Annotated in this window: 13 protein-coding genes and 3 pseudogenes; 4 read left to right on the top strand and 12 right to left on the bottom strand. The window is 70.4% G+C overall.

The window, feature by feature from the left end; translation table 11 throughout:
* Positions 1–123: 123 nt before the first annotated feature.
* Positions 124–417 carry a hypothetical protein gene (locus tag AB0O76_RS28835; RefSeq protein WP_365496878.1) on the top strand — a complete coding sequence of 98 codons (294 nt, stop codon included), beginning with the start codon at positions 124–126 and terminating at the stop codon, positions 415–417.
* A 33-nt stretch (positions 418–450) separates the two neighbouring features.
* Here AB0O76_RS28835 and AB0O76_RS28830 read toward each other — a convergent pair whose 3' ends face one another.
* Together AB0O76_RS28830 and AB0O76_RS28825 are read right to left on the bottom strand one after the other, a co-directional pair.
* The gene (locus tag AB0O76_RS28830) at positions 451–1,875 is read right to left on the bottom strand and encodes an NAD(P)/FAD-dependent oxidoreductase (protein WP_365496876.1); all 1,425 of its coding nucleotides are present in this window, start codon (positions 1,873–1,875) and stop codon (positions 451–453) included.
* Entirely contained in the window at positions 1,872–3,635 is a 1,764-nt protein-coding gene (locus AB0O76_RS28825; RefSeq protein ID WP_365496874.1) for a DUF3556 domain-containing protein, read from the bottom strand. Before AB0O76_RS28825 ends, AB0O76_RS28830 begins: the two co-directional genes overlap by 4 nt.
* Before the next feature lie 221 nt (positions 3,636–3,856).
* Here AB0O76_RS28825 and AB0O76_RS28820 point away from each other — a divergent pair, with 221 nt between their 5' ends.
* A complete protein-coding gene (locus AB0O76_RS28820) occupies positions 3,857–5,146 on the top strand; it encodes a DUF3533 domain-containing protein (protein WP_365496872.1) in 1,290 nt (429 codons plus the stop codon).
* Between the two features lie 142 nt (positions 5,147–5,288).
* On the opposite strand, the pseudogene AB0O76_RS28815 reads toward AB0O76_RS28820, so the two are convergent.
* The 3 genes and pseudogenes from AB0O76_RS28815 to AB0O76_RS28805 form a co-directional block, all read right to left on the bottom strand.
* Positions 5,289–5,642, bottom strand: a pseudogene (locus AB0O76_RS28815) (DUF1345 domain-containing protein); the annotation flags it as partial.
* Positions 5,643–5,811: 169 nt separating this feature from the next.
* Positions 5,812–6,285, bottom strand: a complete 474-nt coding sequence (locus AB0O76_RS28810; protein WP_365496870.1) for a carboxymuconolactone decarboxylase family protein — start codon at positions 6,283–6,285, stop codon at positions 5,812–5,814.
* Positions 6,286–6,362: 77 nt separating this feature from the next.
* Positions 6,363–7,100, bottom strand: a complete 738-nt coding sequence (locus AB0O76_RS28805) for an NIPSNAP family protein (RefSeq protein ID WP_365496868.1) — start codon at positions 7,098–7,100, stop codon at positions 6,363–6,365.
* Positions 7,101–7,208: 108 nt separating this feature from the next.
* On the opposite strand from AB0O76_RS28805, the gene AB0O76_RS28800 reads away from it, so the two are divergent.
* Positions 7,209–8,186: a WYL domain-containing protein gene (locus AB0O76_RS28800; RefSeq protein ID WP_365496866.1), complete on the top strand. Its 978-nt coding sequence runs from the start codon at positions 7,209–7,211 to the stop codon at positions 8,184–8,186.
* Between the two features lie 19 nt (positions 8,187–8,205).
* Here the strand turns inward: AB0O76_RS28800 and AB0O76_RS28795 are convergent.
* From AB0O76_RS28795 to AB0O76_RS28765, 7 genes and pseudogenes are all read right to left on the bottom strand, one after another.
* Positions 8,206–8,994, bottom strand: a pseudogene (locus AB0O76_RS28795) (hypothetical protein); the annotation flags it as partial.
* A 4-nt stretch (positions 8,995–8,998) separates the two neighbouring features.
* Positions 8,999–9,088, bottom strand: a pseudogene (locus AB0O76_RS28790) (AAA family ATPase); the annotation flags it as partial.
* A gap of 105 nt (positions 9,089–9,193) precedes the next feature.
* Complete coding sequence (locus AB0O76_RS28785) at positions 9,194–10,414, bottom strand: serine hydrolase domain-containing protein (RefSeq protein ID WP_365496864.1); 1,221 nt, start codon at positions 10,412–10,414, stop codon at positions 9,194–9,196.
* Positions 10,411–11,940: an alpha/beta hydrolase gene (locus AB0O76_RS28780; RefSeq protein WP_365496862.1), complete on the bottom strand. Its 1,530-nt coding sequence runs from the start codon at positions 11,938–11,940 to the stop codon at positions 10,411–10,413. Before AB0O76_RS28780 ends, AB0O76_RS28785 begins: the two co-directional genes overlap by 4 nt.
* A gap of 168 nt (positions 11,941–12,108) precedes the next feature.
* Positions 12,109–13,275, bottom strand: a complete 1,167-nt coding sequence (locus tag AB0O76_RS28775; RefSeq protein ID WP_365496860.1) for an alanine--tRNA ligase-related protein — start codon at positions 13,273–13,275, stop codon at positions 12,109–12,111.
* Between the two features lie 263 nt (positions 13,276–13,538).
* Entirely contained in the window at positions 13,539–14,024 is a 486-nt protein-coding gene (locus AB0O76_RS28770; RefSeq protein WP_365496858.1) for a pyridoxamine 5'-phosphate oxidase family protein, read from the bottom strand.
* A 116-nt stretch (positions 14,025–14,140) separates the two neighbouring features.
* Positions 14,141–14,980, bottom strand: coding sequence for a helix-turn-helix domain-containing protein (locus tag AB0O76_RS28765; protein ID WP_365496856.1), 840 nt, complete (start codon positions 14,978–14,980; stop codon positions 14,141–14,143).
* A 56-nt stretch (positions 14,981–15,036) separates the two neighbouring features.
* Between AB0O76_RS28765 and AB0O76_RS28760 the strand changes: the two genes are divergently transcribed.
* Positions 15,037–15,849 carry a phytanoyl-CoA dioxygenase family protein gene (locus AB0O76_RS28760; protein ID WP_365496854.1) on the top strand — a complete coding sequence of 271 codons (813 nt, stop codon included), beginning with the start codon at positions 15,037–15,039 and terminating at the stop codon, positions 15,847–15,849.
* Positions 15,850–15,930 lie beyond the last annotated feature (81 nt).

Below are 15,930 nucleotides of genomic sequence, written 5' to 3'. Positions count from 1 at the left end.
CGCGGGCACATTTGTCGTGAGCACGCCCGCGCGGTAGGCAGTACCATTTCACACATCACATGACGCCGGAAGCCTCGCGGAGCGGACGATTTCCAGCGGTGGCGCGTCGGCGAACTGGCCGAGGTGCGCGGACTATTGGGGCAGACCCGGCTGCCGACTCAGGCCGGCAAGTCGCGGATCGCCGAGCTCGTCGAGTACGTGGCCGATCGCCAGCTGCTGATCACCCTGGACACCTGCGAACACCTCGTCGACGCCTGCGCGTTGCTACTGGCGGACCGGCCGCCGGGCTGTCGAGCTGCACGATGTGCGCAAGGCCGCCGCCACCGGGCGGCCCTGATCTCCGGTGGCGTGGACGCGCCGTTCGACCTGCTCGACCAGCAGCGCGCGCTGGGCAATCCGCTGGTCGGGCCCCAGTGAACGCCCGCCGCCCGCACGGTCAGTGACAGTGCGTCAGGCAGAACGGACGCCGAGATGGCGCAGGGCCGATGCCACCGCCCCGGCGCCGCACATGCCGTGCGCTCCGGGGCCGGGTGGGGTGGCCGCCGAGCACAGGAACACCCCGGGCAGGCCGGTGGCGTACGGGTCGAGTGCGGGGCGCGGGCCGAGGAGGAGCTGCGGGACGGTCCTGGCCCCGGTGATGACGTCGCCGCCGCGGAAGTTGGGGTTGGCGGCGGCGAAATCGGCGGGCCGGGTGACCTGGCGGCCCACGATGCGTTCGCGTACCCCGGGGGCGAAGCGCTCCAGCTGATGGAGGATCGCCTCGGTGGCGTCTCCGTCGTAGCCGTACGGGACATGGGCGTACGTCCACACGGGGTGGACGTCACCGGCCGATCTCGACGGGTCGGCCAGGTACTGCTGGCCGACCAGGACGAAAGGGCGCCCGGGCATCCGGCCACGGGTCACTTCCCGCTCCGTGTGCGCCACTTCGGCGAGCGGGCCGCCGAGGTGCACGGTGACGGCGCGGCGTGCGTGCTCGTTCGTCCACGGCACGCCGCCCTCGACGGCCAGATCGAGCTTGAAGGCGCCGGGTCCGCGGCGGAAGCGCTCGTAGGCCGTCCGCACGCGGGTCGGCAGCAACTCGCCGTAGAGGGCGGCGACTTGGGCCGGGTCGAGGTCGAGGAGGGTCACGTCGGCGGGCGGGATCTGTGCGCGGTCCGTGACCCGCACGCCGGTCTCGATCGTGCCGCCGTGCGCCCGCAGCACACGCTCCATGCTGCGGGCGATGGACTGCGAACCGCCTTCGGCGACGACCCATCCGGCCGCGTGGCCGGCGGCGAGGATGCCGAGCGGGATCGCGGAGGTGAAGGGACGGGACAGCGGGCGGAAGTTGTGGGCCGCGACACCGGCCCACAGGGCCTGCGCCTGAGGGGTTCTGAAGAGGCGTGCGAGGGCGGTCACGGGCAGGGCGGTCGGCAGGCCGAAGCGCGCGAGCAGCAGCGGATGCGTCGGGACGCGCAGCAGGGGGCCCAACACGTCCGGGGCGAGCGCGTCCCAGTCGCGCACCGAAGGCGCGAGAAGCGCCCGGTAGCGGTCGCCGTCCGCGCCGAGCATGCGGCTGGTCTCCTCCAGGGAGCGCAGCAGCACGCCGGCCGTGTCGTCGTCCAGCGGGTGGACGCAGTCGATGTCGGCCGAGCGCCAGCGCAGCCCGTGCTGTTCGAGGCCCAGCGCGCGCAGCGCCGGTGAGGCGACGGCCGTGGGGTGGATGGCCGAGCAGTGGTCGTGCAGCAGTCCGGGCACGATGGCCTCGTGGCTGCGGGTGCCGCCGCCGACCTCGTGGGCGGCTTCGAGGAGTGTGACGTCAAGCCCTGCCTTGGCGAGGAGCGCCGCGGCGGCGAGCCCGTTCGGCCCGCCGCCGATCACGACGGCGGAGGTCATGACCCGGTGTCCGGCACGGGCCGCAACGGATGCAGCGACTCCACGTCGTGGACGGGGTAGTCAGGACCGTCGGTCGGCCAGGGCTGGCGGGTCAGCATGTCCCGCACCTTGACGTGGCCCCGCTCGAGGAGGCCAAGGGCTGCGTCGTGGATCTCATAGTCCTGAGTCTGCCGGTGAATGGGCTGGCCTTCCAGGCAGATCACCCGGACCTCGCCGGGTGCGAAGCCACAGCGGGCCTGGACGGCACGCAGCAGTTGGTCGTCGTGGAGGTGGCCCTCGCCGAAGTTCCAGCCGATCGCGAAGCCTGCGACGATCTCTCCGTCGATCACCACGGCGTCGTCCTGGCCGTCGGTGAGGCGGGCGATGAGTCCGTTGTGGGCGCGCCCGTGGGAGTGCATGGCCCTCCAGCCCTCCACCTTGGCGGCCATGAGCAGGGCGGTGTCGGCGTCGTAGAGATCCGCCAGCTGGTTGGACGCGAGCCGGGTCGCGGTGGTCAGGCCCGCCTCCAGGCGCTGCGCGGCGTCACCCGTGAACACCCAGACGCTGGTGGCCCAGTTGCCCGCGTAGTAGCGCATCGCGGGCAGGAAGGAGACGAGGTCGGGCCGTACGTTGCCGAGGGCGGGCAGCAGCACCAGGCTCGGCAGGAGCACGGCGAGCAGCCAGGGCGAGTCCAGGTCCCGGACGGTGAGGTCGCCGTGGGCGCCGAACAGGTAGAACAGCGAGAAGATGAAGAAGATGTTCCACTCCAGCGGCACACCCATCGGGATGGTCGAGAGGATGTGGAGGTGGAAGACGGCCATGTAGAGCAGGGCCGCCCAGGTCCACCAGCCGCCGTCGCCGAAGAAGACCAGGTAGAGCGGGACGGCGTACTCGGTGACCGTGCCGACATGGGCGAGCAGGAACGACAGGCGTGAGGGGCGCAGGTCGTCCGGGTGGTCGCGGTAGAAGATCCGCTTGAGCCGGCCCGAGGGGATCAGGGGCGCGTTGCTCATCATCGTCGCCACCACGAACGGGAAGTGGTGGTTGAGCTTGGAGGTCGCGGCGCCCCACCAGAGCGCCAGCATGACGAGCTCGAAGCCGATGAACTGGTCGTTGTACGGGAAGAAGAAGAGCAGCAGTGAGAGACCGTACTGTTCCGCGCGCGCCGCGAGGAAGACGGTCTTGTCGCGCAGGCCGAGCACCGCCAGGCTCGCTATGAGCGGTACGGCGGCAAGGGGGCCGATGAGGCCGACGTGGCCGAAGTCCGCGATGCCGGTGCCGTCGCCGGGGCGGCTCAACAGCCAGCCACCCGAGGCGAGTACGGCGGCGTACAGCAGGACGTCGACGACCGTACGCCGGTCGCCGCGGGTCAGGGGCACCTTGTCCGGCCACGGGGGCAGCCGGATGGTGCCGGGCCGCAGCCAGTAGAGGATGGAGCCGATCGGCGGGTTGAAGCGGGAGGAGAGCGGGCCGGATCCGCAGCCAAGGCCGACGATCTCCCACAGGATGGTGAAGACGATCAGCTTCTGGTAGACGATCGGCTCGGACCACCAGGAGGCGACGTCACGGACGGTTCCCAGGCCGGGCGTCAGCGAGATCACGAGGGCCGCTCCGCCGACGTAGAGCACGCACTTGACCAGGTAAAACAGGAACACACCGTAGGGGCTGCCGAAGCCGTGCTCGACCCAGTGCCGGGTGAGGATCTCCAGGCGCTCACGGCGCGGCAGGGAGCGGAAGGCGCCGGCGTCGACGGGCACCAGCCGGGGTTTCAGTAAGCCCATGGGATCAGCCTCTGTGTCTCGTAGTTGCGCGGCATCGGCCTGTCGATATTGCCCACGGAGTTCTTCGGTATGTCGGGCGCCTATGGAAGAAGCAAGTGTCGTGGCGCCCCCTTTCTCCCTCTTCGCCCTATGGTCGTCGGGCAGTCAAAAGGGGGCGGTCAGTACATTCCGCTGCCATAGCCCACGCACGGCTGAAGCCGTCGAATAGCTCATGGAGTTGTATGGCCACCGGGATTCCGCCGCGTGACACTTCCGTACAGGATGTGAAAGCGGGGCGGCTGCTGCGTCGTTGGAAGTTGTGGATTGTCCCGAGTGTGCTCAGCGGCCTGGTCGCGCTGGCCCTTTCCCTCCTCTATATGGGCGGCATCCTCACGCCTGCCGACCATCTGGACCGGCTGCCCATCGCCCTGGTGAATTCGGATACGGACAATCCGCTGCCGGGTCAGCAGGAGAACCTCGGCTCCCAGGTGAGTGACGGCATCGTCTCCTCCACTCCGCGCGGCGAAGTCGACTGGCGGAGGATCAGCCGCGCACAGGCCCAGGACGAGCTGGCCTCCGGCAAGGTCTACGGGGCCCTGGAAATCCCCTCCGGCTTCACGTCCGCCGTGGGATCGCTGGCCTCCGGGAAAGCCACCGCCCGGCCGACCCTGACGACGCTGACCAATCCCGGAATGGGCAGCCTCGGCTCGTCCTTGGCCGGCCAGATCACCCAACGGGCGGCGCACCAGGCTTCCGTGGGCATCGGCAAGGAGCTGGTGTCGTCACCGGAAGTGGCCAAGGCGAGTTCCACCACGCGTGTGCTGCTCGCCGACCCGGTCGCGGTGAGCACCAAGGTCGGCCACCCGATCGGTACGCACACCGGTCTGGGCCTGAGCGCCTTCTACTACACGCTGCTGCTGGTCCTTACCGGGTTCCTCGCCGCCAACCTCATCCACAACACCGTGGACAGCTCGCTCGGTTACGCGGACAGTGAGATCGGCCCCTGGCACTCCCGGCAGCCCACCGTTCCCATCAACCGTACCCAGACGCTGCTCCTGAAGATGGTCATGACCGCGGGGCTTTCGCTCCTGACAACCATGCTTCTCATGGTCGCCACGGTCTCGATCCTGGGCATGGACGCGCCGCACCCGGCGCTGCTGTGGCTGTTCTCCTGCTGCGCAAGTCTCTCCGTCGGCCTCGGGGTTCAGGCGATCAACGCCGCTTTCGGCAGCATCGGCCAGCTCGTGGCCATGTTCGTCTTCATCGCGCTGGCTCTCCCGTCCTCCGGCGCCACCGTCCCGCTGGAAGCCACCCCGGGCTTCTATCGCTTCCTCGGCACGTTCGAGCCCATGCGCCAACTTGTCTCGGGCGTCCGGGCGATCGTCTACTTCGACGCCCGCGCGGACGCCGGCCTCACCCGGGGCTGGATCATGATCGCGGTCGGCTTCGTCGCCGCACTCGCGTTCGGCTTCGCCATGACCCGCTATTACGACCGTAAGGGCCTGCATCGGATGGTGCCGCAGCCTGGGTGACCCTCTCGCGCGGAGGGGCGGCTCTCAGCGATCGGCGTCGGGCGTCGACGCGTCCGCGGGAGCGGGCGGGCGCCGGCACCCGGTGCTTGCTCTGGATCTGCGGCAGGTGTTCCTCGGCGAGGCTGTGAAAGAGGAGTCGATCCCCGCCCGAGGTGGTGTAGTACATGTACGCGTAACGGGCGGCGTACATCAGATGGAGCGCCGCCCAGGACATGAACACGCCACCGAGCGCCACAGCGGCCCCGGCATGGCCGCGAGTTCCTCGATGACGGGCCGAAAGTCTTCGCGGCGGGCATTGTCGCGTGTGGTCTTGGCGTCCTTCGGCCACAGCACCATCCAGCCCGCCACGACGAAGGCCAGTTCCGACACGGCGATACCGGCGAGCACGCCCAGGGGGAAGGTCGCTCACCAACGCCACGACCACGCCGGCGACCGCCCCGACGACCACCGCGCTACTCAGCCGCGGCACCGCCGAACCGGGCAAGAAGGAACTCATGCCCGCGTTCCTTTTCGTCACCGGGGATGGCGGGGCACGGCTGGCCGCGGATGTCGGCGCCTACATGCAGACGCTGCTCCTGGCGTGAACCGGGTCGCCACCGAGCGGGCCGCGCTCGAGTCAACCACTGCCTTTCATGGCTAGGGGCCGCCGTTTGACCACGGCCTGGCTATGCGAACTGGCCGGGCTGGTAGTCGCCTGCGGGCTGCTGGACGATCACATTTCCTCGGTTGAAGGCGTTGATCAGCGCGATGGTCGACACCAGGGCGGCCAACTGCTCCTCGTCGTAGTGCTTGGCGGCGTTCGCCCACGCCTCATCGGTGACCCCGCCTGCCGCGTCCGCGATGCGGGTGCCCTGCTCCGCCAGCTCCAGGGCGGCACGTTCGGCGTCGGTGAAGACCTTCGCCTCGCGCCAGGCCGCGACCATGTTGAGGCGCAGCGATGTCTCACCGGCGGCGGCAGCGTCCTTGCTGTGCATGTCGGTGCAGAAACCGCAGCCGTTGATCTGGCTGGCGCGGAGCTTCACCAGCTCCTGCGTCGCGGCCGGCAGCGTGGACTCCGCGAGCACCTTGCCGGCGGCGACCAGGTGCTTCCCGAACTTGGCTGCGATCGGGCTGGTGAAGAAGTTCAGGCGGGCTTCCATGATGCGCTCCAGTGTCGTTGCGGGTGCTTACACCCTTCCGACGGAACGGCTCCGCGGAATGTGACATGGCCGCCCGATCAGCTGCCCGATCGGCCCGTCGGCGCCAGCCGCAGGGTCCTGGCCGCTGTCGTCTGTTCCCGCTCGATGCTCGGCAAGATCTCGTCCCGTGCGAGGGGGTCGGCCCGGACAGCGGCCAGGTGCGCTCGGTACGTGCTCTCGTCGGGGTGGGCCGTGACGACCACGGCGACGTTCTCCCCGGTGCGGACGGGCAGTCGGGGGAACGTGTTGGGCGCCGCCTCGGTGGTGAGGGCGGCCAGTGGCGCGGTCCCCGTCCTGTGCAGCACGGGGAGGAGTTCGTCCCGGATCAGCGCGATGCCGTCCTGGTGGCCGGGAGGGAAGGACCACACCGTGGCGGCCACGAAGCGATCCGGTGCCGGAGCACCGACCTGGGGCCGCCGGGATGGGGAGACGGCGAAGCCGCTCTCTTCCGACAGGGGACGCAGGAGGAGTACGTCGTCGGAGTCGAGCATGGTGGCGTTGGCCTGGGGGCCGTGTTTGGCCCAGACGGGGCCGTCGTAGAAGGCCGTCAGCGCGTGCTCTCGTGTCGTCATGTCCCGGAATCCGCGCAGCCAGACGAAGCGGTCCGGGTCGTCGAGGTCGCGGAACTGGCCGAGCACCCGCATCCCTGCCTCTTCCTGGGTTTCGATGAACTCCCGGTCGAACAGCTCGATGAGTTCGTCGCGCCGGCCGGGGCGCAGCGTGTACTGGCGAAGCTCGATCACGGCGGGAAGGCCGGAAGTCTCAGTGCTGGCCACGCGGCAGGCTCCTGTTCAGTTCTCTTGTACGGGGCTTCGGTGCTCCGCGGCTGACGCTACGGCGGCCGTGTGTCAGGGGCTGTCAGGGTTTCCGGGGAGAATGCGCCCATGTCTGCTGGTCGATTGCTGTCGGTGCTGCTGTTGCTGCAATCCCGCGGCCGCGTGTCCGCGCGAGGCATCGCGGACGAGCTGGGCGTGTCCGTGCGCACCGCCTACCGTGACGTGGTGCGGCTGCAGGCCGCCGGAGTCCCGGTGTACGCGGAGCCGGGCCGCGGGGGCGGCTACCAGCTGCTCGACGGCTATCGCACCCGGCTGACCGGGATGAGCCAGGGCGAGGCGCGGGCGCTGTTGTTCGCCGGACTGCCGGGCCCCGCAGCCGACTTGGGGCTGGCGGCCGAGGTGACCGCGGCGCGCCTGAAGCTGCTTGCCGCGTTGCCGGCGGGGCTGCGCGAGGAGGCGGCGCGGACCGCGGCGGTGTTCCATCTGGACGCTCCGGCCTGGTATCGGGACCCCGAACAGACGCCGCATCTCAGCGTGTTCGTCGACGCGGTGCTCACCCGGCGTGTGGTGGACGTGCGTTACCGCCGATGGCGCGCACCGCAGGAGGTGCAGCGTCGCCTGCGCCCCTACGGTCTGGTCCTCAAGTCCGGTGTCTGGTACCTCGTGGCCGCCACGGAGAGCCGGGTCGCGACCTACCGGGTCACCCAGGTCCTGGACGCGGTGCCGAGCGACGAACGGTTCGACCGGCCACCGGACTTCGACCTGGGTGCGTACTGGACCTCGTACCTGGACGACTTCCAGCAGCGCCGCTTCACCGGCACGGCCACCATTCGTCTCTCCGCGCGGGGACGCCGACATCTGCCGGACAACCTTCCCCCGGAGGTGGTCCGGGCGGTCGAATCCACCGCGACCGCCGTCGGCGACGACGGGTGGGTCGAGGCTGTCATCCCGATCGAGAGCACCGAGCACGCGTGCGGTGAGCTGCTGCGGCTCGGTGTCGACGTCGAGGTCGTCGCGCCCGCGGAACTGCGCCAGGCCATGGCTGACACGGTCGCCGTACTCGCCAGGGCGTACGGGGTCGGCTGACCCGACGGCGTCGCACAGGTCAGATCACGCGGAAGAGGCCGGCGGCGGCGTGGACGTCGGTGAGGTCCTCGATGGAGCGGAGATTGTCGCACGGCGCGTCAAGGACCGAGCCCGCTTCGGCGGCGGGCGGGGCGCCGATGGCCACGCCGAACACTCGGAAGCCCAGGAGGTGTTTGGCTTCGTTCCAGCCGCGCATCCACTCCTCGGTGACGCCGCATTCGTCGTCGGTGAGCAGCACGATGTCGCCGCGTGTGCGGGCGGCGTCGTTGAACTCCTCCCCCAGCAGCTCGGCGGCCGCCGTCAGGGGCGTCTGGTAGCTGGTGCCGCCGCCGAGGAACGCCTCCGCGAAGTCGAGGATCCGGTCGATGCCTGCGGCCCGGTCGGCCGGGAAGCGGAAGAGGGCCAGGGCGCACGCCTTGGCCCACGCCTCCCGGGTGACTCCGCCCGGCCCCTCCACGTACATGGAGTGCGAGATGTCCACGCAGGCGATGACGGCGCCCTTGCCGGTGCTCTGCTCTCCCTGGCTGTCGTAGAGCATCAGCTCCCCGGCGGCGTAACGCGCGGCGAACACAGCACGCAGCTCGGGCAGGCCGAGGTTGGCCAGTTCGGAGGGGATGACGCGGGAGAGGTCGTCGCCGAGCGTGACGCCGATCAGCTCCCCCGCCGCGTTCTCCACCTTGCGGGCGCGCTCACCGCCTGCCATCTGCCGGAAGCGGCCGATCAGTTCGGCCCACTGTGCGAGGCGGCCGGTGCGCAGCCGCTCGGCGAGCCGGGCGCGCTGGTCGAACGCGAGCCGCTCCAGCTCGCCGGGACATCTCCCAGCAGGACGCGCCGTCGAACCGGCCCGTGAGCTCCCGGGCCAGCTCGGACTTCGCCGTCCCGGGAGGGCCGAGCACCAACGAGTCGCTTCTTGGCCGTGTCCTGCGCGTCCGGTGCGTCCACGTTTCAACTCCTTGCGACGCTGCCCTGTCGGGCTCGGTCCTTGCCCGAGCAAGATAACTGCCGCTTCAGCCTCCCCCTGGGGCGGCCCGCAGCGCCGCATCGACCATGCGGAGGGTCCGCGCGGCCTGTTCCTCCGCCTGCCGCCCGCCGAGCCTGAGGGTGAAGGCCGCGCTGGTCACGGCGGTGGAGCCGTCCGGGGTCACACCGCACTCGGAGACACAGCCGAGGCTGGTTCCGCCGTGGAACCAGATGCCGTCGTCACGCCCGGCCACCGGCCGCCAGGCGATGCCCAGGCCGTAGCGGACGCCGGGCACGGGGATCAGATCGGCGGGCACGGTCTGTTTCATCGCCGCCAGCTGGGCGGGCCGCAGCAGTCGGCCGCTCATCAGGGAACGTAGGAAGACACCGTGATCGCGTGCCGTCGTGATGATGCCGCCGTCCGCTCCCCCTCCGGAGTTGAGGGTCGTGTCGGTCGGCCGCGGGTCGCCTGGGAAGTGCGTGTACGCGGTGGCCGTCGGCCCCGGCACATAGGAGGAGGTGCCCGGGGTGAGCGTGTGGCGCAGGCCGAGGGGTTCGATGATCCGCTCGTGGATCTCTTGCGCCCAGGGGTGTCCGGTGACCTGCTCGATGAGCATCCCGGCAACGGTGTAGTTGGTGTTGGAGTAACCCCAACGCCGTTCCTGCGCAGGATCGTTCGCGTCGGGCAGCCACTGCGGCGGCTTGCTCAGCGCCGCCGTCAGCTGTTCGGCGGGCGTCTGCGAGCGGAAGCGGTGGCGGTGGTAGCTCTCCGGGGTGAGGTCGCCGGCGCCCGCGGCGAAGTAGTCGTTCAGGCCGCTGGTCTGCCGCAGCAGGTTGGTGACGGTGATGCGGCGGCCGTCGTTGCCGTGGCCACGGACCGCTCCGGGCAGCCATCGGTCGACCGTGTCGGTGAGCTTCAGCCGTCCCTCGCCGATGAGTTGGAGTACGACGGTGGCGGTGAAGGTCTTGGTGTCGCTGCCGATGCGGTAGTACGCGTCCCAGGGCACGGGCCCCTTCTCCGCGAGATCCGCGACGCCCGCACGTGCGCTCGTACGGCCGTGCGAGCCCTGCACCTCGGCGAGGATGCCGGACACTCCGGTGGCCAGGATCGCGTCGACGTCCTTCTGGAGCGAAGAGGCGTCCCGGGCCGCGTGGGGCGTGCGCTGCGACGCCGTGGCGGCGGGGGCGCCCGCCACGCCCGTGAGCAGGGCGGCCGCGGCGGCCGTCAGACCGGTACGCCTGCTGACGATCGGGGTGTTCGCGCTCACCGCTCCCCCTCGTTCTTATCTGCCTTTCCAGCCTTGTCCTCCGCCTTGCCCGTCGGGCGGGGGCAGGTGAAGTCGGCGGCGGGGAGCTTCCCGTCGCGCAGATAGTCGTTGACGGTCCGGTCGGCGCACGCGACGGGCGTGAGGCCGTCGTTGCCGCGTCCGTAGACGCCGTGCGAACGGATGTCGGCCGTCAGCAGACGCGAGCCGGTGAGCTTGCGGTGCAGGGCGACGGCGCCGTCGTAGGGAACGTTGTTGTCGTATCGGGCCTGGAGCATCAGGACGGGCACGGCATTGTCGATCTTCGTGCCGGGTTCGCGCGGCTCAGCTCCCCAGAACGCGCACGGGGCGATCATTCCGTTGACGTACGGACCGAAGACCGGCTGTGTGGCGCGGCTGCGCTGCATGTTCTTCCAGTACGTCTCCGGGTTCTTCGGCCAGCCGCCCGCGGGCCAGCCCCCGTCGCCGCACATGAAGATCGCGCCGCCGACCATGCTGCTCTCCAGCTCGGGCGAGGCGAGCAGTTCCAGGAGCGAGGCGAGCGCGGGCCCCGGCTTGTCGAGCTCGCCCGCGGCGGCCTTCTTCAAGTCACCGACGACACTGGCCAGTTGGGGGTCGTTCTCCTCGTGCTGGACGAGCTGCTTGAACACGATGCGCAGCAACGGAGCGTTGAGCCGTTGGCCGTCGACCGCGATGGGGTGCCGCTCGGCCCGCTCGATCAACTTCCCTGCATCCGACCGCACCTGACCGTCCAGAGCTGCCTCCGCGGGCGCGCCCGACCGCTGGAACAACTCGTACTGCGTGGCCGCCGGATCGGTCGAGGAGTCCAGGACGAACCGGTCGGCCCGGCGCGGGAAGAGCTGCGTGTAGACGGCGCCCAGGTCGGCGCCGTACGAGATGCCGTAGTACGAGAGCGTGCGCTCGCCGAGTGCCGCGCGGATGGCGTCCATGTCGCGGGCGACGTTGCGGGTCGAGGCATGCGGCAGCAACTGGGCGTTGTCGCCGTGCTCCTGGCAGCGGCGTGCGGTGTCGCGCGCGGAGCGCACCGCTGCCTCGAAATCCTTGCGCGGGGTGGTGGTCTCCGGGGGCGGCGTCGGGCGCGGGGTCCTGCCGCAGGTGACGGGGGTGCTCTCGCCGAGGAAGCGCGGGTCGAAGCCGATCAGGTCGTATCGGTCCGCCACGTCCTTCAGCGCGGGGCGCAGGGCGAGGGTGTTCGCCAGGCCCGTCCCGCCGGGGCCGCCGGGGTTCGAGAGCAGGATGCCGCGCCGCTCGCCCGGCGACTTCGCCTTGATGCGGGAGATCGCGATCTGGATCGTACGACCGCCGGGGTCGGCGTAGTCGAGCGGGACAGTCACCTTCGCACACTGCGCGCCCGCCTCGTTCAAGGCCTTCTGGTCGGCGGAGCAGCGGCCCCAACTGAGCTTCTGGCGGGGCTGTTCGGAGGAACCGGGGAGGGTGGCGGCGGCAACTCCGCCGACGAGTAGTCCGGCCAGGGCCAGGCCTGCGGTGACTGCTGGGGCGACGCGCATCGTGCTCCTTGGATCGACTGGATCGACTGAATCGGCTGAATCGGCTGAATCGGCTGAAGAAATCGATCACCACGCTAGGAATGCGCGCCGCCTCGGACCATCGGGCTACCGGGCCGAACTCCCTTGGGGACAGCCCCAGTACGCACGCTCCGGATCCCCCCCCCCGGATCACTCCGGGCGCAGGCTCAGGACGAGGTCGCGCGGCAGGCCATGGGTGTCGTGAAGGTAGTGGAGGTCCTCCTCGCCCAGCGGGCCGCGGAACCGGGGCCGGGACAGCACCTGCCGGCCACGCTCCAGGAGCCGGCGGAAGCGGCGCTCCTCCTCGAGCAGCACCCGGCGCACGTCGTCGGCGTCCACGTCCTGACGGAAGTGGTCAAGGGTGTGCAGGACGAGTTCGTCCGGCAGGTCTCCGAGGCCACGCGAGGGGTCGTCCCGCCACAGCACGGTGAGTACTCGGCGTACCAGTCGGCGCAGCACATAGCCGCGGCCGGTGTTGGCCGGGCACACCCCGTCGCCGATCACCACCATGGCCGAGCGCAGGTGGTCGCAGACCAGCCGCAGCGACGGTTCGTCCAGCCGCCACAGGGTCGGCACGAGACGCCGCCAGGGGTCGAACAGGTCGCACTCGAACACCGACATCCGCCCCTGCAGCACAGTGGCCAGCCGTTCCAGGCCGAGCCCGGTGTCGATGTTGCGCTGCGGGAGGGGGACGAGCGAACCGTCGATGAGCCGGCGATGACGCATCATCACGTGGTTCCAGAGTTCCACCCAGCGGTCGTCGCCCGTCGGCGTCGACTCGGGCGGGGTGGTGCCGGTCCAGATGAAGATCTCCGAGTCGGGGCCGCACGGGCCGGTCGGTCCGTTGGACCACCAGTTGTCCTCGACGGTGAGCTCCACCGGCACCCCGCGCTCCTGCCACAGCTCCAAGGAGGCGGTGTCCAAGCCAACTTGGCCGTCGCCGCGGAAGACGGTGACGTGCAGCAGACCGGGATCGATGCCGAATCCCTCGGTGAGCAGCCCGTAGCCCCAGTCGAGGCTCATGGGACCCTCGTAGTCGCCCAGGGACCAGGTGCCGAGCATCTCGAAGACCGTCAGATGGGTGGAGTCGCCGACCTCGTCCAGGTCCGTGGTGCGCAGACAGCGCTGCACATTGACCAGCCGCCTGCCCAGCGGATGCGGGCGCCCCTCCAGGTACGGGGTGAGGGGATGCATGCCCGAGGTGGTGAACAGGACCGGGTCGCCGGTCGGTGGCAGCAGTGTCGAGCCGGTGATCCGGCGGTGACCGCGGTCCTCGAAGTACTCGACGAACGTACGGACGACGTGTTCGGTGTTCATGGGGTGGCTCCTTCGCGTGCACAGCGGGGAGGCACCGGAGGACGGTCCGCGGAGCGGCACGGGGCGGGAACGCCACGGAACCACCGGCAGACCGTTTCCGGTCGCCGGTGGAGAGGGGGAAATACGTCAGGCGGCGGCAACCGGCGAGCTGGTCGCTCGCGCGGTCGCGGTGGTGCTTGGGCCGGTGACGTTCATACGGCCGACGGTAACGCGCCCGGATCCCGGGGTCACCCGAATTTCCGACCTGAGGACGGACGACGCGGTCAGCTCGACTTCGCGGCGAGTTCGGCGAGGAACTGCGGCATTCGGCCGGCACCGAAGTCGTAGAACCGTGCCCACCGCGGCTCGACCGCGATACGCGCCATCTGGTCGTACATAGCCCGGCAGTTCCGCTCGAACTCGGCCGCGTACTCGGCGTCGAAGTTCTTCCGCGCGGCCGCGAGGTACTCCGGAACCACCCCGTCGACGACGGTGAGGTGCACGACGCCGCGCACCGACAGTGTCCTGGCCGAGCCAGGGGTGTCGCCGGCGTCGATGGTCAGGGCGACCTCGGGGCGGGCGGACAGCGCTCTTACCTTGGGCGCCGTGGCCGCGGTGGACATGACGATCTCGTCGCCGGTCCAGAAGATCCCGATCGGGATGACGCGTGGCAGCCCGTCGAGTCCGTTGTATGCCAGCCGCGCCATTGACGCCTGGCTCAACAACTCGTGGGCGTCGGCCAGCTCCTGTGCGATCTGCTCGGGGTCCATGACTCGCCGTCCTCCACTGTCGCGCGGCCGCGCGTGGCCGCTGTGTCCCTGGGACGGAGACGCCGCTTCGTTCTCGACATCCGCGGCCGAATCGCCGTCTACTTTGCGCCAAGGCCTCAGACCGCATCGCGGTACGCCGATGGCGAGCAGCCCAGGGCGCGGCGGAAGCGCGTGGAGAAGTAGAGGGGGTCGTTGTAGCCGACCTGCCGGGCTACGTCGCGCACCGGCAGGGACGAAAGGCGCAGCAGTCGGCACGCCACGTCCATGCGGCGCTCTTCGACGTGCGCCATGACGCTCGTACCGAACTGGGCGGTGAACAGGCGGGAGAGGCGGGACTCCGAGAGGCCGGCGACGCGCGCGAGGGAACGGACGGTGTGCGGGGCGGCCAGGCAGGTGCTCAGGTGCTCAAGGACGGCCAGCAGGCGTGGGTCCATCCGCTCACCGCGGGGATTCTGCGTGTCGCACCACAGCAACGCCTCCTCCACCGCGTTGACGCCGAAGAGCGCGGCGTTCGCCAGCGCGCTGTTGCTCAGGGACACGGCTCGGGTCAGCGCGGCCGCGACGCGGTCGGCGAGCGGGTCGGGCAGCAGCACACGTCCCACGCCGGGCGCCACCTGCGGCCAGTCGAGCAGGGCGAGCCACTCGGGCTGCGGTTGGACATGGGCCCAGAGCAGGAGCCAGTCCCCGGCCGCGGCATCGGTGCCGTAGTCGTGGGGGGTGCCGGGCGCGATCGCGACGAAGGATCTGCCGTCGGCGTGTACGTCGGCCGCTCCCGCGTTCCTGATCCTGCCCCGCCCCCGGCAGGTGAAGAGGAGCAGCCAGTCGTCCGTGCCGGCGTGCCGCACGGTCCGGTAGTCGCGGCCGGCCGCGAGTCGGCGCGCGACGACCCGGTTCTCGGACGTGGCGACGACCTGCGGACGCGTCCGCGCGCCACGCCCCGCGGCAGCATCTTCCATGTGAAGTCCTCGAAGTCCGATTCCCGGCCACGGGGCCGGTGAACACGATGGAGAACATGACACTCGATACAGCACCGGCGTCGCAACGGGCCGAGCGCTACGCCGCCGACGGCATGGTCCAGGTCGACGGCCTCCTCGACTCCAGCGAGGTCGAGACGATCCGCGCGGCGTTCATGGATCAGGTCGTACGGGACCGGCGCCGCCTGGGCGCGCGGGACGGCCTCGCCGATGACGACATCCTGGCCCGCTTCCCCCGCTTCATGCAGCCGCACCGGCACCCGGACCTGGAGGTCGGGTCGATCGCCCGCCGGCTGATGACCGACCCCCGCGTCCTGGACATCGTCACCGAACTCATCGGCCCGGCCTTCGGCGCGCAGTCGATGTTCTACTTCAAGCCGCCCTCCGCACGCGGCCAGGCGCTGCACCAGGACAACTACTTCCTCCGGGCCCACCCGGAGACATGCATCGCCGCCTGGATCGCGATCGACGACTGCGACGCGGCGAACGGTGCGCTGTCCGTGGTCCCCGGCTCGCACACCATGGACGTGGTGTGCCCCGAGACGGCCGACGACCAGGAGTCGTTCACCACCGGTCTGGTGCGTCCTCCGGCAGGCATGCCGGCCGTGCAGACGGTGATGGGCGCGGGCGATGTCCTGTTCTTCCACGGCAGCTTGGTGCACGGCTCGCTGCCCAACACGACGGAGGACCGCTTCCGCATGTCGCTGATCTTCCACTACGTACCGCAGACCTCGGTGGAGATCGCCCAGTGGTACCTGCCGTTGGTCGCGCCGGACGGGTCCGACGTCACCGTGCCCGCGGCGGCGGGCGGCGGCCCGTGCGGCGACGGCTGGTCGGGGGCGGCGCACTGAGCTGCTGCCACGCCCTTGTCGGGCCGCTCGGACCCGCCGGTGGGCCGAGCGGCATCGGTCGCCCGAGGTGCGCTGTTTGCG

The sequence above is a fragment of the Streptomyces sp. NPDC086554 genome, from assembly GCF_040686095.1.
Lineage (GTDB): Bacteria > Actinomycetota > Actinomycetes > Streptomycetales > Streptomycetaceae > Streptomyces.
The sequence above is the reverse complement of the archived record's forward strand: the minus strand, read 5'-3'. Positions and strand labels throughout refer to the sequence as shown.

Coding starts and splice junctions, on each gene's coding strand:
- AB0O76_RS28760 (WP_365496854.1), top strand. CDS start 15,037: ATGACACTCGATACAGCACCGGCGTCGCAACGGGCCGAGCGCTACGCC.
- AB0O76_RS28770 (WP_365496858.1), bottom strand. CDS start 14,024: ATGGACCCCGAGCAGATCGCACAGGAGCTGGCCGACGCCCACGAGTTG.
- AB0O76_RS28780 (WP_365496862.1), bottom strand. CDS start 11,940: ATGCGCGTCGCCCCAGCAGTCACCGCAGGCCTGGCCCTGGCCGGACTA.
- AB0O76_RS28800 (WP_365496866.1), top strand. CDS start 7,209: ATGTCTGCTGGTCGATTGCTGTCGGTGCTGCTGTTGCTGCAATCCCGC.
- AB0O76_RS28830 (WP_365496876.1), bottom strand. CDS start 1,875: ATGACCTCCGCCGTCGTGATCGGCGGCGGGCCGAACGGGCTCGCCGCC.
- AB0O76_RS28820 (WP_365496872.1), top strand. CDS start 3,857: ATGGCCACCGGGATTCCGCCGCGTGACACTTCCGTACAGGATGTGAAA.
- AB0O76_RS28810 (WP_365496870.1), bottom strand. CDS start 6,285: ATGGAAGCCCGCCTGAACTTCTTCACCAGCCCGATCGCAGCCAAGTTC.
- AB0O76_RS28775 (WP_365496860.1), bottom strand. CDS start 13,275: ATGAACACCGAACACGTCGTCCGTACGTTCGTCGAGTACTTCGAGGAC.
- AB0O76_RS28765 (WP_365496856.1), bottom strand. CDS start 14,980: ATGGAAGATGCTGCCGCGGGGCGTGGCGCGCGGACGCGTCCGCAGGTC.
- AB0O76_RS28825 (WP_365496874.1), bottom strand. CDS start 3,635: ATGGGCTTACTGAAACCCCGGCTGGTGCCCGTCGACGCCGGCGCCTTC.